The organism is Pseudocoprococcus catus, from assembly GCF_019734885.1.
Lineage (GTDB): Bacteria > Bacillota > Clostridia > Lachnospirales > Lachnospiraceae > Coprococcus_A > Coprococcus_A catus.
Genome location: NZ_JAAXCM010000023.1, coordinates 154,830 through 172,519, shown reverse-complemented (window position 1 = coordinate 172,519; position 17,690 = coordinate 154,830). Strand labels below are relative to the sequence as shown.

Annotated in this window: 14 protein-coding genes; all 14 read left to right on the top strand. The window is 40.4% G+C overall.

From position 1 onward, the window contains the following. The first annotated feature begins 25 nt into the window (after positions 1–25). The 14 genes from HED67_RS06285 (at position 26) to HED67_RS06220 (ending at position 17,499) form a co-directional block, all read left to right on the top strand. A complete protein-coding gene (locus HED67_RS06285; protein WP_318248172.1) occupies positions 26–1,852 on the top strand; it encodes a VirD4-like conjugal transfer protein, CD1115 family in 1,827 nt (608 codons plus the stop codon). Between the two features lie 6 nt (positions 1,853–1,858). Then, entirely contained in the window at positions 1,859–2,155 is a 297-nt protein-coding gene (locus HED67_RS06280; protein ID WP_021739087.1) for a hypothetical protein, read from the top strand. Between the two features lie 162 nt (positions 2,156–2,317). Then, a complete protein-coding gene (locus tag HED67_RS06275; RefSeq protein WP_081695237.1) occupies positions 2,318–3,283 on the top strand; it encodes a S1 RNA-binding domain-containing protein in 966 nt (321 codons plus the stop codon). A 90-nt stretch (positions 3,284–3,373) separates the two neighbouring features. Next, complete coding sequence (locus HED67_RS06270) at positions 3,374–3,892, top strand: zinc-finger-containing protein (RefSeq protein ID WP_021739089.1); 519 nt, start codon at positions 3,374–3,376, stop codon at positions 3,890–3,892. After that, complete coding sequence (locus tag HED67_RS06265; protein WP_044963403.1) at positions 3,843–4,499, top strand: hypothetical protein; 657 nt, start codon at positions 3,843–3,845, stop codon at positions 4,497–4,499. Before HED67_RS06270 ends, HED67_RS06265 begins: the two co-directional genes overlap by 50 nt. A gap of 33 nt (positions 4,500–4,532) precedes the next feature. Continuing rightward, positions 4,533–5,048, top strand: a complete 516-nt coding sequence (locus HED67_RS06260) for a hypothetical protein (protein WP_147337239.1) — start codon at positions 4,533–4,535, stop codon at positions 5,046–5,048. Between the two features lie 76 nt (positions 5,049–5,124). Continuing rightward, positions 5,125–5,364: a cold shock domain-containing protein gene (locus tag HED67_RS06255; protein WP_199797990.1), complete on the top strand. Its 240-nt coding sequence runs from the start codon at positions 5,125–5,127 to the stop codon at positions 5,362–5,364. Positions 5,365–5,800: 436 nt separating this feature from the next. Next, complete coding sequence (locus HED67_RS06250) at positions 5,801–6,319, top strand: hypothetical protein (protein ID WP_147597880.1); 519 nt, start codon at positions 5,801–5,803, stop codon at positions 6,317–6,319. Further along, entirely contained in the window at positions 6,279–7,541 is a 1,263-nt protein-coding gene (locus HED67_RS06245) for a hypothetical protein (RefSeq protein WP_021739094.1), read from the top strand. Before HED67_RS06250 ends, HED67_RS06245 begins: the two co-directional genes overlap by 41 nt. 55 nt (positions 7,542–7,596) lie before the next feature. Beyond that, positions 7,597–8,142 carry a hypothetical protein gene (locus tag HED67_RS06240; protein ID WP_044963409.1) on the top strand — a complete coding sequence of 182 codons (546 nt, stop codon included), beginning with the start codon at positions 7,597–7,599 and terminating at the stop codon, positions 8,140–8,142. Positions 8,143–8,169: 27 nt separating this feature from the next. Continuing rightward, positions 8,170–9,150: a hypothetical protein gene (locus tag HED67_RS06235; RefSeq protein ID WP_021739096.1), complete on the top strand. Its 981-nt coding sequence runs from the start codon at positions 8,170–8,172 to the stop codon at positions 9,148–9,150. 23 nt (positions 9,151–9,173) lie between these two features. Next, a complete protein-coding gene (locus HED67_RS06230; protein ID WP_021739097.1) occupies positions 9,174–10,577 on the top strand; it encodes an ERF family protein in 1,404 nt (467 codons plus the stop codon). Positions 10,578–10,660: 83 nt separating this feature from the next. Continuing rightward, positions 10,661–11,983, top strand: a complete 1,323-nt coding sequence (locus tag HED67_RS06225) for a hypothetical protein (protein ID WP_081695242.1) — start codon at positions 10,661–10,663, stop codon at positions 11,981–11,983. A gap of 206 nt (positions 11,984–12,189) precedes the next feature. After that, positions 12,190–17,499 carry a SpaA isopeptide-forming pilin-related protein gene (locus tag HED67_RS06220; RefSeq protein WP_021739100.1) on the top strand — a complete coding sequence of 1,770 codons (5,310 nt, stop codon included), beginning with the start codon at positions 12,190–12,192 and terminating at the stop codon, positions 17,497–17,499. Positions 17,500–17,690: the final 191 nt, after the last annotated feature.

Here is a 17,690-nt window from a genome sequence, read left to right as displayed (position 1 = left end):
CTATTTTGGAGGTTTTTTAGAAAGGTTGTCTCATTCAGTTGTAGTACTAAACCCGTTTGTATGCATTTGGAGAGGCTTTACAACAGCAACAGGACTTCAAAGTTCCGTAGTAGCATTTTTATGTATGCTGCTTTTGGGTATGCTCATTATCTGGAGAGGAAAGGAAAAGGATATTTCAGAAACAGATGAACGGAACTTTGATTATTCGGTAAAGGGAACCTATGGTACAGCCGGATATATGAAGCCGGAGGAACAAAAAGAAATTTTAAACGCAGACCAGAACTTACAAGACGTTCTGGGGATTATTTTTGGAAAGGATTTAGAAAATGGAGAATACGTAAGCCTTCCGATAGATTCCAGACTGAATAGGAATCTAGCAGTTTGTGGCAGCCAGGGAAGTATGAAATCAAGAGCATTTGCAAGAAATATGGCATTGCAGTGCGTGCGTCGTGGAGAGTCCATGTATCTTACCGATCCAAAATCAGAGTTGTATGAAGATTTAGCAGGATATTTGCGGGAAGAGGGCTATATTGTAAAACAGTTAAATCTGATAGACCTTGTAAACAGTGATGCCTGGGACTGTCTTGCGGAAATTGATGATGGAAGCCTGATAGATGTGTTTGTTGACGTCGTGATCCGGAACACAACTGATAAATTTGACCATTTTTATGATAACGTAGAAATGGATTTGCTGAAAGCGCTGTGCCTGTATGTATATGAAGAATATCCAGTGGGGAAAAAAACATTTCCAGAAGCATATAAACTGCTGCTGAATAAATCGGTAGAAATGCTAGATGCTATTTTTGAACGTCTGCCGACAACACACCCGGCAAGAGGACCATATCAGCTTTTTTCAAAGGCAGAAAAGGTAAAAGGAAATGCGGTATTGGGACTTGGAACCCGTTTGCAGATTATGCAGAATAAACTGGTACAGCAGATAACCAGTCATGGGGATTTTGACCTGACACTTCCGGGAAAACAAAAGTGTGCTTATTTTTGCATTACATCAGATCAGGATTCTACATATGATGTTTTGGCAACACTGTTTACCTCATTTCTTAGCATCAAATTGGTGAGACTGGCAGATCGAATGGAAGATCGGAAACTTCCGGTTCCCATGTGCTTTATCTTAGATGAATTTCCGAACATCGGAGTGATTCCGGATTTTAAAAAGAAATTGGCAACCGCACGAAGCAGGGGAATCGGCATGAGTATTATCTTTCAGAATATCCCACAGATGATGAACCGATATCCGGAAGGACAATGGGAAGAAATACTTGGCGGTTGTGATATGTCTTTATTTTTAGGGTGCAATGATATGACAACTGCTACTTATTACAGTTCCCGTTCTGGAGAGATTACGGTTTCCGTTGCATCTATGCGGAAAAGCTATTATACTATACGCATGACAGATTATGTGCCGGAATACGCAGAGACTTCTTCCGTAGGAAAAAGAATGCTGCTGCTTCCTGATGAAGTATTACGTTTTCCCATTGATCAGATGCTTTTGATTATCCGTGGACAGAAAGTGCTAAAACTTCGGAAAATGGATTATACGGAACATCCAGATGCAAAACATCTGAAGTTGGAAAAAACAAATGAACATATTCCGAAATGGTATCGGGAAATGGAAGCAGAAAAAAATCAGTTTCAGATATTGGAGCAGGAGAGGGAAGCGGTTGAGCGTTTTGAAAGAAAACAGGCAGAAGAAAGCAGGGAAGAACAGGAATCGGAACCTCTGACATTACAAGGGGAACCGCCGAAAAAGTCTGTAAGGAAAAATGAAAAGCAGACAACTGTATACAAAGTAGAAGATTTGTTTCAGAAAAGTACAGATGGAGGTGGAGATTAAGGCTGTATGAATATGGAGAAAAATGCACTGGTAAAATATACTTTTTTAAAATTGCTCTTAAGAGAATTTGGGATCTACATCAGGGAAACAGAAGTAGAAAAGGCTGACTTGGCAAAACAGTGTGTGGAGATTTATGATACACCGGAAGAATTCTATGAAAAGACAAACTGGGATAAAGACAATCCAGAGCAGAGCAGTTTCCAGTATTTGGAGGAGAATCAAATCTGCCGGAGAATCCAGGGAAAAATCTGGTATTTTTCCCGTATCCGGTGGGAAGAAGGTTTAAAAAAGTTGGAAAATTGAAAAGCGATTGCAAAAATAAGAAATTGCGATAACATTGCAACACAATCGGAATTGACAGGCAAAACGGAATGTTTTATGATGATAGTGTAAATAATCAGGCACAGAAAGCAGCCAGAGGGCTGTTTTTTTGTGCCTTTTTTGATGAAGAAAAGGAGGCTGTATATGGCAGAAACGAAAACAACAATCACAGAAGAAGTAAAAAATGAAATTCCAAGAGCAGTAACACAAAATTCAATCCTGACGATTGAAGTCGATGCTTCGATTGAAAGTACACAGGAAAAAGAAGAGGCAAAATGGCATCAGTTGTTAAATGCCCAGCGAACCCGGAAAATCCTGACTGGTCCGTTAAGTGGTATTGAGAAACTGGAAAGCGGCTGGACAGTAGCAGTCACTTATTTTAATGGTTACCGGATTTTAATCCCTATGTCTGAAATGATGATTAACTTAAAAGGAGACGGAAGGGAAAATGCGGATACATTGAACCGCCAGGTAAGGATTGCTAATAATATGCTTGGGGCAGATATTGATTTTATTATCAAAGATTTAGATGAGGCTTCCAGAAGCGTAGTGGCATCCCGAAAAGATGCGATGCTGCGGAAACGACAGATTTTCTATTTTACAGAAAATGAAGAGGAGCAGCCAATGGTTTATCCTGGAAGGATTGTGGAGGCCAGAGTCATTGCTGTAGCACCAAAGGCAGTCCGTCTGGAAGTGTTTGGTGTAGAGTGCTCTGTGCGTGCAAGAGACATGGCATGGGAATGGATGCCAGATGCAACAGAAAAATTTCAGGTGGGAGATTTAGTGCTGGTCTGCGTTAACAAAATAGAAATGCCGGATGCGGAGAGTATGACAGTAGCCGTAGATGCGAAGGGAGCAACGGAAAATACCAATAAGGACAACTTAAAGAAATGCCACCGCCAGGGAAAATATTCCGGTATCGTGGTTGATGTTTATAAGGGAACGTACTTTATCCGTTTAGATCTTGGAGTAAATGCTATTGCCCATGAGTGCAACATGGCTTCCCTTCCAGGAAAACGAGATAAAATTGGCTTTGTTGTAACACGAATCAATGAAACTTCTGAGGTGGCAGAGGGAATCATTACAAGGCTGATTAAAAAATATTCTTAAAAATAAAAAAAATTTGGAAAACCTATTGAACCGTGAAAGCCAAATTTTTTATAATGCATGATATAGACTAAAGCAGAAAGGGGAAATTCGATGAAGAAAAAGAAAAATAGAAAGCAACTTCCAGAGGTAATCTGCCCATATTGTGGGAAAAAGGCAGTTTTAAGACCAGCTTCCTATCTATATGGAGAAAAGAGAATTTTCACCCCGGAAACAATGTTTTATGTGTGTAGTGGTTATCCGGACTGCAATGCTTATGTTTCAGCGAACCAGAAAAACCACAGACCGCTTGGAATTATGGCGGATGGGGAACTTCGAAACCTTCGGATACAGACACATCGTGCATTAAGAGAAATTTGGACACAGGGATATATGACAAAAAACAGTACATATCATTGGCTGAGTGGAAAACTGGCACTTCCGGAAAAGGAGACACATGTTGCCATGTTTAGTACTTATCGTTGTAGGGAAACCATACGCTTAGCCAATGAATTGTTAGAAGAGAGAAAAGAGATGGAAAAAAAGAAACAAAAAGGAAAGCCGAAAGGAGAAACAAAATCGCATGATAATGAAAGCCACGGAACACGATATGTATCGGCTTCTGGATTATAAAGAGAAATGTCTGATAAGGGCGGGAAGCTGTTTTGGAATTTCCGGACTTCTGGGATTTTTCCTGCTTTTTAACCATTGCTTTTGGGAGAGTATCTGTGTATTCCTGATTTTAGCAAGTTGGGGATTCTATTTGGTAAAAGAAGCATTGAAAGCAAATGGAAGGATTATGCAGACGAAAGGCTGTTATATGAAATTAGAAGAGGATTGTCTGGTAATTCGTCAGCCATACAAAAATGAGCATTATGAAGTCTGCCGGATTTTTTACAGAGAAATGGAAAAAATCGTAGAGGGAAGCCGCAGGGGGATCCCGGAATTTTATATTGTAATCCGTAAAATGAAAGAGACAGAACAGACGAGTTTTATCCTGCTTGATAAGAAGGAAAGGGAAACACTTGTTTTTCAGGTGCGCTCTTTTGGGTATGACAAAGAAGCGTTCCGGAAATTCTATCTAAAGCTGCGGTGGCTGGTTCCTGGAAAAGTACGGATTATTGGAACAAAAAAACAGACTGTATGGAAACAGAAAGCAAAGAAACATTGGGTCGGGCCGGCATTTGCCGGCTTTCTTTTTTATCTTATACCAAAAGCAGTTCTGTGTCTGCTTTTGTAGTTCCAAAGGTAAGAAAGAGAAATGGAGATGGACATGAAAAAAAGGTGGAGGAAGCAGTGGGAAAGCATGACACAATATATGATCAAAAATTTAGATGGAACAGAAGAAATCCCATTTTTATTTAAAGATAAAATGCTGAAAGCAGGGCTTTTGTCTTTTTTTATTGCTGTAATCGGTACATATATGGGGGTGCAATTTGAGGAAGCGAGTTTTTTGATACTTACCTGGATATTGGCAGTGTTTTCGTTTTATCAGATTTTCAAGTTTCTGAAGATTGGGAAAACAGGAGAATATGAGATTATGGAAGCACAGGTTCTTGCAGTCAAGGGAAAACATTATCCGGGCAGAATGTATCAGATAGTTGTACAGGATAAAGACGGAAGCCGGATCCGCATTCGGATACAAAAAGAAAAAAACCTCATGGTTGGAAAAACATACCGGTTCTATTTTGGAAAAGTGGAACGGGTGGAGGGAAAAGCTGCAAAAATAGGGGAACTTATGTATGAGGTTTTTTACGGGGCAGAAGAAATCCCACAGGAAGAACGGTGAAAAAAGTGTGGTTCGAACCCACACTCTTCCTTTCGTGCCGACATGCACGAAATAATAATAAATAGGAGAGATGACTATGGCAGGAAAAGAAATGAAAGGAACTGTAAAATGGTTTAGTGCAAAGAGAGGATATGGCTTTCTTGTGGATGCAGATGGCATTGATTACTTTGTACATTACAGTGAGATCCAGTCGGAAGGATTTAAAACCTTGAGGAACAATATGGAAGTATCCTTTATGGTTGAAGAAGATGAAAAGGGACGAAGCATTGCAAAGTGTGTTGTTCCAATCTCAGAAGAAACATCGGAAGAAGAATAAACGACTGGAAGGGGGCAGATAAAAATGCTTCTGTCCCCGGTTAAAAAAATTCTGGTAAATATGTGTGGAATTGTGAAAAAACCGTATTTGCTACTAAATACATGGATAGAAAGATTGACATGTACTATATATTGTGTTAATCTTTAAGTGACTTTATTTTATATGGAAACAGCATATTGCTTTCCATAAGTCAAATTTAGTTCCGGCTATGTTTCCGGAAGAGAACTTTTAACAACCGTTTTAAACGCATAGATAGACAGACACAAAAAGACAATGGCTCTTTTTTGTGTCTTTTTTTGTGCGTGAAAGGAGGAAAACATGCAAAAAAACGGAAAGGAAGGAGAAAAGAATGTGCCAAAGGAAATATGTACAGAAGCTAAGCGAACAGCGAAAAACCAGAAAACTGTTTGAAACGCTCACTTTTTTAGAAAAGCAGATGGAAGATGAGTCTGCCGTTCGGGATGCTGACACGGTACTTGCAGATATTTTAGAGGGTGCCGATTTTGAAATTACCGGAATTGTAACTGACCTTTTAAAAACTTATCAGGGCAGTAAAGACCGTGAGTCAGTGGAAACCTGTTTCGAAGTATTAACAGGGGTAACGATACAAGCGTATCTAAAAAAGTGTATCATCACGATTCTCAGTCAGAAAAAAGGAGAGGTTTCAAATCGAAAAAAGTGCATGCTCTATCAGGGATTGCATTTTTTACCTGTGGGGAAAAGGGTGGAGCAAAAAGGAGAAATTTATCTTTTCCCTAGGAAGATTTCGAACCATGAGAAAGAAATAGACCAATTGCAAGAAGTCAAGGAACAAACAGGCCTTGATATATTTCTTTGTCTGGAAGATTACCGGCTGTACTTCCTACAGGAAAGGAAAGTTTTTGTATATCTGCCAAATGGAAGGAGGCGAACCTATGCAGACAAGTATTCTATGGGAAGGGAGTCTGCCAAGTAAGGAAGAGATGGAGAAAATGAAACAGGAAGGTTATCTGTTTCGTGCTGTAGAAGGTGGATGGAAGATTTGTTTAAAGCTGCATAATACACCTACGGGAACATGGTATGCAGATAACTTCTCAAAATCATTTTTAAAAGAAGTGGAATTGCATCAATATCTGGAAGAGGTTGAAAAACGGGCAACATGGTTTGAGGTTCCAAGTAAAGAATTACGAGTATACGAAGCAGGACAGATACTGGAAAAGCCTGAGAGTAAAGAAGAGCGTATCTGTATGGAAGTATTACGAGATACAAAGAACCATTCCCGTCTTTTATTGAAAACCAATCAGACAGAAGCATACCAACTGGGGAGTTCTGCAATCCCAACTTTAGAAAGCAGGGCCAGAATCAGCGGTGCGGCATTGTCCAGTGTAGAGCCTGCGGTACTTGCGGAAATCCTGAATCAGTGTTTGAAAGTCGCAAAAGGGAAAGCATTGCTCCGTGTTTCAGAAGGAAAGGTTCGGGCAGTGCATTCAGCAGAAAAAAACGGGTATCAGGTATATCCCTTACCGGAGGTTTTTATGCTTGCCAGTGTTTACATACGTGGAGAGTATAAAAAGAGTACCTTTTTAGAAGGGTATGCGGACCAGACTATGGTATCGGCAATCTGGCAGATTGAAGATCATCGGCTGGAAGAAGTGTATGGGGAAATCATGGAAAAGTATGGAAAGCAGGTAAAAGAGAAACTTACAGCTACCATACGCATCACATCTTCCGATGTGGCAGCATCAGGTGCCAATATTTTTTACAGCCTGATGGAGGGACAACGAAAGATTGCATTAGGAACGGATATGCGGATGCGGCACAATAATTCTGTGGAATTTCAACAGTTTACGGAAAATCTGCTTTCAACTTTTGAATGCTATAAAAATGCATTGAAAGGGACGGTGGAAAAACTGTGTGCTATTTCCATTGAGTATCCAGTCAATACCATGATTGGAATTATGACAAAACAAGGGTTTGGGAAAAAGAATGTTGCAGAGATCGTAGACCGCTTTAAAGCAACCTTTGGTGATGCACCCTGCACCGCATACGAAGTGTATTGTGGGATTGGGGAAATTCTTTTCCTGGCACAGAGCAAGGGAATATCCGGCAGAACTATGGTGGAGCTGGAAGAAAAAGTTGCCAAATGCACGAGTATGAAGTGGAGAGAATATGACATTCCCGGGGATCTTGTTTATTAGGGGAAGATCAGAAAAATTAAATTTGGGTTACCGTATATATAGGAGAGAAAAGAATATGGATTATAAAAAAGGAAAGAAAGAACTGGGAATTTATTACGCAAATATGCTGGTTTCCATTGCAGAAGAGATCTCTGCAAAGAACACAGGAAAAGGAAAGACGGGAATACAAGGAATCTTTTCCGCTTTACAAAAGCGTGGGACAGTCCGCAGAAATATGACATATCTGGTCACACACTGGGTTTACAGATTGTCACTGTTTACACCATGGGAAGAGGAAGAACTTTGGGCAGTAGATATGGCAAGAGAAGCGTTCTCCTGTCCTGTGATACTTCCAACATGCAGCAGAAAGAATATTTTCAGAATCCGGAAGATAGAAGGAGAACCAGAAAAACGGCTGGAAGCAATTTTAAGACAGCTAACAGATTCCGACAAAGATCAGTTTATGAAAGCATTTTGGCTGGAACTTGTAACTATGAAGAAAGAGAAACAGCAGGTACTTACAGAATTTTTATTGGAATGGCTGTGGGTAGCATGTGGGAAAGAACAGGCAATGGAAAGAATACGGTATTGGGCATCTTCATACTGTCTTCCATTTGCATAAAAATGAAAAGAAAAGGAGAAAAAGAATATGAGAAATGTACCAGAATGGACGAAAGGAAATGCATTTGCAAAACGTTTTTTTAAGTGGCTTAGGAGAAAGAACAAGCCAGCCCTTTTGACATGGGAGAATGTGTTTACCAAGACTTTCAACAGAGAATTTACCTTTGTGTATATGGGAACAAACCTTGAAAACAGAGCCAGTCATTTATATCAGGGGATGGAATTTGTCGGGATTTTCAACCAAAAGACGTTTGAATTTACAGATGTATCCTACGCCTTGCGTGCTTTGTTAAATATTCCGGAAGGAAAAAATTTCCGGTTCCAGCGTGGATGTATGCGCTGCCTGGAACAGAAGGTTCAGGAATATGCCCAAAAGAAACTGGAGAAAGGAAAAAAGGATATTGTGATCACCGCAGTTGAAAGAGCAGCAGTCGCATGGAAATATCGGGAATTGATTGAAAAGACAGCAGGAGATGTGATTTTTGAAAAAAATTCTGTAACAGACCGATTACTCCCACAACAGGACTTTGCTTTCGATGGAGAAACGTATGTATTTGACAATTGGCTGTACTTTTGCTATTTAAGAAACCGAAAAGCTGTCATCCGCAGGTTTGGAAGATACTGGGCAAAAGAACTGCAGAACAGGGAAGTCATGCGTCAGATTTTTGAAACAGAAGTAAACAACAAAGCAAAGTTTTTGATGAAGAAACAACCGGAGAGGATTGAAAAAATCAGAGCCCTTAGAAAATCGTTGGAGCAGGTGCATCATACCGTAATTGTAGTTGTAAGAGGGAGACAAGGTGTTTTTGAATATTTCCACATCGATGCAGAGGTATTAAAAAACACAACCGGAAAGTACCCACTCAGTCAGGTATCTGGACAAGAAAAGAAACGTCTGAAAGAAAAGTACGGGGCAAATAAGGTATGGGACGTAGAGGAAATCTATCAGGTAGGAGCAAGGGATATCTGGTATTACAATGTCATGGCAGAACAGAAACAGGCTGCTTAATTGAAAGAACAGGAGGACATAGGATGGAAAACAAAGAAACAATGAATTTACAGCAAAAACTAATTGCAATTTCAAACGAAATGCCAAAGCTGTTAAAGAAGCATTATTCAGACGAAGTGGATTATGATTTTGTAAAGATTGATGATATCTTTGAACTTCTAAATCCGGCGTTTACGAAGCACCATATCTGTTTGCAGGAATTAGAAGAGACAGATGCCGCTTACAGTAAAGTAGATGGCAGCTGGATTTATACAGCAAAACTTACATTTTTTATTGTCAATGCGGACTGTTTGGAGGAAAAAGAGCGAGTAAGTATTCAGCTGGTGGGAGACCATCTGGACTCTCCTGCAAAGGCGAAAGGAGCAGCATGGACGTATGGGTTTAAATACTTCTTCCTGTATAAATTCCGTATGAAACAGGAAACGGAAGATCCGGATATGAAGGGGACACCAAATGGACCTGATAAATCAAAGGAAAGGGTGGAATATAAAAAATCCGAAGTGCCGGTAAAGCCACAGAAACCGGAAAAAAAGGCTTCTGATGTAATTGCAGACAGTCCTTTAGCGCAACCGCCGCAGGAAGATAAGAAAAGAAACAAAGATACTATAATACAGGCAGATTTTTTCCCAGATCCTGCAGCTTTTTTAGAAGAAAGTGAAGAGGCAGAAACAGCGGAAGATATGAAAGTGCAAGAAACAAAGAGGTTGGAAAAACAATCTTCAGAAGCAGCAGAAGTAGTGCATCATCAGGAAACAGCAGAACAGGAAGTACTGTTAGAGGAAACTCAGCCAGATTCATTGACAAACGAGGGAAAAGACATTTTAGATTCTTCTTCCATAGAAGATTTAAAAGACGAAAAACCGGAGAGGGAACCAAACGAAAACAATCTGGAAGAAAAATCAAAAGAGGGGAAGAAAGGGCCGAAGGAGTCGGGCTTGCAATCTCATAAGAAAAAGGAAGAGGACGGTTTTGGACAGATGAACCTTTTGGATTTTTCAGCACAACAGACAAAGGAAGCAGAAGTTCAAGAGACAGAAAGCAGTGAAACAAAAGCAGCAGATACAGCTCAGGAGATTGCGGAAGAAAAGGAAATGAAAGAGAAATCTTCCGTTTCTGCTCCATCAGAAGATTTTGAAGAGGCGAAAGAAGAAGTTCCCTTTGAAGAAATAGATGAAGAAGACTTTTTCTTGCAGTTACAAAGAGATATGGAAAGTGAAGCGGAGAAGAAACCTCTGACAGTAGAAGCGGCAAAAAAGGTAATCTGTCCGTATGCGTTGTTTGAAGGAAAGTCATTTGGTGAAATGCTTGGGACAGAAGCGGGATATCGGCAGTTACAATGGTTTGCAAACGAATACAGAGGTTCTGATTTTAAAATGAAAGAAGCAGCTCAGCTTTTACTGGAAGATTGTGAACAGAAAGCTGCTTAAAAGATTAACTATTAGGAAGAGGTGTGCTGGCCATGCCTTTTCCGACTTTTGTAAGGGGATATTTCCAGAAAGGTAAAAAGGATATGAAAAAAAGAAAGCGTACAGATTCTTATCCAGTTGCCCCATTCACTATTTTTGATGTCGCAAACATGCTGGATATGGAATTTTTGGAAAACTGCAAAAATGGATATCAGGTAAAGGATGTCCAGAATGCAGCCAATGTTGTCTGTCCATTTTGTGGAGATGCAAGAGGGAAGGCAAGCATCTGTGTCTGTGCAGAAGGGAAAATCATTAATGTTTTCCATTGCTTTGATTGTGGAACTGGTCATAATATGCTGACACTTTATGCAGAACTTTGTCATCTGACGGGAAAGGACCGGTATAAAAAGGCATATCGGGAAATTTATAGAAGAAAGCAGGAGGAACCCGGCAGAAAGAAAAAGACAAGGGAAGCAATGCAGGAAGAAAGCCAGGGGATAAAAAAACAGGCAAGGAAACAGAAGGAACGCATGGCAGAACCTGTGGATGCAGAACAACGGCATCATGTTTATAAAAAAATGCTCTCTTATCTGAAACTGAAGGAATATCACCGCAAAGATTTGGAAAGAAGAGGTGTGAATGCAGAGATTATCCGGCGTATGGAAGAAAAAGGATATAAAAGTACCAGTAAGGAGGAATCTCAACAGATTGCCAGGAGACTGATAAAGCAGGGATTACGCTTGGAAGGCGTTCCCGGATTTTATATCAATCGGGAAGGAGACTGGGATCTGAATTTCTATGAAGGAAACAGCGGGTATCTTTGTCCTGTTTATACAGTAGACGGATATCTGGCAGGATTCCAGATACGATTGGACAACCCAAAGGGAAAAAATAAATATGTATGGCTTTCCAGTGCAAATCAAAAGAAAGGGTGTGGGATCAGCAGTATTGTAGGGATATCGGGAAAAGCAGAAGGAAATGAGATTTATGTGACCGAAGGAATTTTAAAAGCAGAGATTGCCCATCAGGTATCAGGAAAAACGTTCCTTGGGAATCCGGGAATTGGAAATTGGAGAGATTTGTATGAGGTTTTACAAGCATTAAAAAAGCGTGGTCTCTCCCATGTGGAAGAAGTCTATGACATGGATAAGCAGTTACGGCTTATATGTGACAAAAAGTATAGTGAAATCTGTGAGGAATGTGAAGAGAGAAAGAAAGAGGGCGATCCTTACTTTGAATGCCCGAAAAAAAGAGTAAAACGGGATACCATACGAAAAGGCTGTAATCATACATACCGTATCTGTGAGGAGCTTTCCTTATCCTGTAATCGGAACCAGTGGGATTTAGATCAGGACGGACTGTGGGCAGAACATGAAAAAGGGATTGATGACTGGCTGACAAAGGAAATCAGGAAAAACACAAGATAATTCATTTTTAAAATGTGCAAAAGAGGAATTGCGAAAGCAGTTCCTTTTTTGCATGGTTTAAAGTGCCATGGGAAAGGAGAACAATGTATGATTCGGGACAGACCTTAAGAAGAAATGGGAAACAGGGCAGTTTCCGGTGTGCAGCATATTCCCGAAAATGGAACTGCCCGTCTAAAAAACAATAAAGTGAAAGGAGAGAGCGTTTATTGAAAACAACATGGAAAAAACGATGTACAGCAGGATTTTTAGCTGTTTTATTAGGGTGTTCCTCTCTGCTTGCAGGTGGGAGCAGTGCTTTTGCAGCACCATTAGAACAGACAGATGTAAAAGAAGAAACACAGGCAGAAGACATTACGATTGAGCAGGGAGAAACTTTTGATCCGGCATTCGATTTCATCGGTATTACTGTAAAAGACGGAGAAAAGGTTTCTCTTGTTTTGTCAGCAGATAAAGAAGGAAAGCTGTTTGATGCAGACAGACCTGGAAGGTATGACTGTATTTACCAGGTCCAAAAACCTTCCGGAGATACTTATGAGATTACACGGAAAATCATTGTGAAAGAAGCGGGAAAGGAAGGAGAGAGTCCGCAAAAAGAGAAGAAACAGAAGAAAGAGATAAAAAGTGGGGAGGAAGACGCAGAGCCTGATGGTGCCAACATTGATACCAGTGCATTAAAGGAAGAAGAGGGTGTCTTGTTTTCCGTTGTCCCCTCTTCTATGGAACAGGCAAGGGAAAAAGCTTCTTTGGTGCAAGGGGAGAGGATTGTATACCCAAGTGATTTAGGTTCTTACAGTACCTGCTATTTTTACGTCAACGAACGGATTGCATACTGTCTGGAATCAAATCTGCAGTCACCGCCTTCGTCTGATTACGTGGCAGAAATTTATGAGAGCAACTTAAACTTACAGAAAGTTTTGTATTATGGATATGGAGGGCCGGGTGATTTAACCGGAGAATATCTAAAGAATTATAGCAATGATATCAAATATGTCCTGACACATTTAGCAGCAAGTTACTGTTATGGCGGAGAGGAAGTGGCATTTGTGGGCTGCACGCAGGACGGACTGAAACGCTATGGTGTCATGGAATACATCAATTATCTTTGCGGGCAGGAAGCACCGCCAAGTGCTGCCATCAGCCTTTCTTCCACAAACGAAACCGCTTTTTTGGAAGGAGATGTGCAGAAAACAAAAAATATCACATTAAATGGAGACCATAGAAATTATATTACCCTTTCTTTACCGGAAGGTGTGACTTACCATGATACTGCCGGAAAGGAGCAGAAAGGCGGTTCCATTAAGATTTATGGTGGTACAACTTTTTACTTTACCGCAGAAAAAACCGTACATGGTACCTGGAATAGCGGAGATTTAGGCGGACAGGTAGGGGCTCAGTGGAAAACTCTAGTGGTTTCTACCGGTTCCGGCAATCAGGATGTTGGTTATGGGGATTTTTATGAGGAACCAAGTACTAAGGTTTCATTTTCGATTCAATGGATGGATATTTCCTGGATTGAGGTCATCAAAGAAGATGCAAAAAGCAGTGTAAAACTTGCAGGGGCTGTTTTTTGGATTTATCGGGATCAGGCATGTACAGATTTGATTCTGGAGATGCCGCCAACAGATGAAAAAGGGGCAACTAAAGCGGAGCTGACAAAGACGCAGGATACAGTGTACATCAAGGAAATCACTGCACCGAAAGGGTATAAACTGAATACAACTGCTTACAATGTCAATCTGGAAGTAGCAAAAACACAAACACTGACTGTAAAAAATGAGGAACAAAAAGGGAAGATTATCATCCGAAAGCAGGGGGAAAAGCTGACAGGAGTATCTGGAGAGGCTGGAAATCTGCAATTTACCTATACCAATGCTGCATTTGCAGGGGCAAAGTATAAAATTTATGCAGCAGAAGACATCTACAGCCAGGATAAACAGACAAAAATCTATCAGGCAGGAGATTTGGCAGGAGAACTGGAGACAAAAGAAGATGGAAGTTGTTCTTCGGATATGCTTCATCTCGGAACCTATAAGGTGGTAGAACAGCAGGCTCCGGATTCCCTGACAATAGGGAAGACAGAGGAAGAACGTACCCATATGGTAACCCTTTCTTATGCAGGGCAGACAGTAGAAGTGGTTGAGGAAGAAACACAATATGAAAATGCCAGACCAAAGGTATCTGTGGAAGTGCTGAAGAAATCAAGTAATGATGATGCAGCATTGAAAGGGGCAATTTTTGGATTGTATGCAGATGAAGATGTTACCGGTGCAGACGGTTCCGTGCTGGTTACAAAGGGAACTATGATACAGAAAGCGGAGTCCAATGAAAACGGGAAGGCTGCATTTACTGCGGATATCCCAATTGGCTTCCATTATGTAGTAAAGGAAATTCAGGCACCACCTCTTTATGTTCAGAGCAGTGATAGTTATGAGTTCTTTTATGAATATAAAAATGATACGACCTACACGTATACCTTTGCACATACCTTTAAAAATAAAGAGGTACGGGGAGCAGTCCATATCAAGAAAATAGACAAAGATACACAGGACTCTGTAAGCCAGGGAGATGGAGATTTAAACGGGGCTGTCTATGGATTGTATGCGGCAGAAGATATCCAACACCCAAATGGAAAGACAGGACTGCTTTATAAAAAGGATCAGTTGGTCGTGCAGGGAACGATCGAAAAAGGTGTTCTGAATTTCAAAGATTTGTATCTTGGAAAATACTATGTACAGGAAATTTCTGCACCTCCTTCCAATGCATATTTGCTGGATCAAACCAAATACCCGGTAGATCTTGCATATGAAGGGCAAGATGTGGAAATTGTGCAGAAAAATGTGACTGTTTTGGAAACCATAAAAAAACAGGCATTCCAGTTAATTAAAATCAGTGATGATGGCAGCCAGACGGAAACAGAATTGCTGGAGGGTGCCGGATTTAAAGTGTACCTGATCAGTGAACTTTCTAAAGTAAAGGATGGTACCTTAAAACCATCGAATGGAACCGAATATGCACCGCAGGATTTTATCGGATATGATTTCAGTAAAGAGGAAACTGCATCTTATTATGAAAATGGAGAAAAGATACAGACAGAAGAAATGTTTACCGACAAAAAAGGGTATCTGTGTTCCCCGGAACTTCCATATGGAAAATATGTATGTATCGAAAGTACCGTTCCGGAAAATATGGAAGAGATTCAGCCGTTTTTGGTTACCATTGATGAGGACAGCAGAGAACCACAGGTATGGCGTGTCTTTAATGACCGTCCAATGCAATTCTATTTTAAAATCATCAAAAAGGATGCTCAGACTGATCTCCCGATTTTAAAGAATAGTGCCCATTATAAAATCTATGATGTGGAGAAAAAGAAATATGTCACGATGAAAGTACGGTATCCAAAACCGGAAACCATTGAGGTGTTTGAAACAAATGAGGAAGGCTATCTTCTGACACCAGAACCGTTAAAAATGGGTACCTACCGGATTGAAGAAGTAAAAAGCCCAGAACTGTTTGTGCAGACAGGATTTGAGCAGGTGTTAAAAAAGGGAGAGGAAATACTTCCTTTAAATGAGGTGACAAAAGAAGGAACTTATGAAAAAGCTCCAAGAAAATCCATTACCATCAAAGTAGACAGCAATACCGTACATGAGGTGGAAGAAGAAACTGGAAAGTATATTGTAGTCGTGGAAGTAAAAAACGATGAGGCAGTAGGAAGCCTGACAATCCAAAAAACAGGAGAGGTGCTTATAGGTGCCGAAAAAATAACAGACCAGATGCTGACAAAATTAAAAAATGGTCTGGCAAAAGTAGTCAATAAAGTGTCCAACCTGTTTACTGGAGAAGATGCTATGGAAACGGAAAAAGGATATGAGTTTGAGTATGAAGAACAGGGGCTTGCTGGGGCAGAATTTTCTATCCATGCAAGAGAAACCATTTATTCGCCAGATGGGCAGATGGACAGTGAGGGCAACCGGATCATACGTTTTGAAAAAGATGCATTGGTTGGAACAATTGTAACAGATGAAAAAGGAAAGGGAACTTTAAATAATCTTCCGATTGGCAAATTCTATATCAAAGAGACTAAAACAGGAGATTCTTTCGTGTTGGATCCAAAAGAACAGGATTTTGAGATTACCTATCAGGGACAAGAAGTGGCTGTTGATTATGTTACAAAGGAAATCAAGAACCAGCGGCAGAAGGTGGAAATTGAAGTGCTGAAAAGATCAGAAGCCACAAAAGAACCGCTTGCTGGGGTTTCGTTTGGATTGTATGCAGGAGAAGATATTGTAAATGCAGCAGGAAAAGTTGTGGTGAAAAAAGATGAACTGGTAGCAGTTGAAAAAACAGATCAAGAAGGAAAATTGAAGTACTTGGATACCATTCCACACGGGAAATATTATCTGAAGGAACTGGAAGGTCTGCCAGGATATCTACCATATGAAGAGAAGGTTGAAATTGATGCTTCTTATGCGGATCCAGAATTGGAAGTGATTTCTATACAAAAAGAAGTGGAGAACCAGCCGACGAAAGTTGAAGTTACAAAAACAGACATTACTGGAGAAAAGGAAGTGGAAGGTGCCAGACTACAGATTCAAGATGAAGAAGGCACTGTAGTGGAAGAGTGGACTTCTACAAAGGAATCGCATATCATTTATGCATTAAAACCGGGTAAGTACATACTTCACGAAGAACAGGCTCCAACAGAAAACGGATATGTGAAAGCAGAAGATGTGGAATTTACCGTAGAGGAAACCGGAGAAATCCAGAAAGTTTCCATGAAAGACGATCATACAAAGATTGACATCACAAAAACGGATATCACCGGAGAACAGGAAATTGAAGGAGCCAAGTTACAGGTACTGGACGAAGAGGGAAATATCATAGAAGAATGGATCTCTACCAAAGAACCTTACCGGATCGAGTATCTACAGCCGGGAAAAACATATATCCTTCATGAAGAAGCTGCACCGGAAGGATTTTTGATTGCAGAAGATGTAGAATTTACTGTAGAGGAAACCGGAGAAGTACAGAAAGTTTCCATGAAAGATGAAGTACCAATGGGGCAGTTAATTATTAAGAAAACAGATGCAGAAGATCAGACACCACTTGCGAATGTGGAATTTGAATTGAAAAACAAAGAGACTGAGGAAGTGGTTGGAAAACTTACTACAGATAAAGATGGAGTTGCAACCAGTGAACTGCTGCCGATTGCCACATACGAAGAAGGAAAAGCAGTAGGACCGATTACTTATGTATTATCGGAAACGAAACCGTTGGAAGGATATGAAGAGCATACGGAAACCTATGAAATCACATTTAGTTATGTAGACGCAAAAACAAAGGTTATTGAAGTGGTAAAAGAAATCCAGAATAAGAAACTTCCGCAGACACCGGAAAAACCAGAGGACGTAAAAACCGGGGATAATACCATGCTCCTGCTGCCAATCGGTATTGCAGTAGTAGCGGCCTTTGGTATTGGTATTGTCCTTTGGCGGATCAGACGCACAAAGAGATAAAAAGCATTTGGAGATGATGGAACACTAGACCTGCGGGGTGGTGTAAAGAACATTTCTGGATGCTTTACCAGAAGATTTCGGGGCGGTACCGGACCCCGCAAGTGAAAGGAAAGGTGATGCTGAAGCGAAAGAAAAGAATTTAAAAGTTTTTATAAAAGTGTAAGCGGCAACGAAGCAGAAAAATGCAGGTA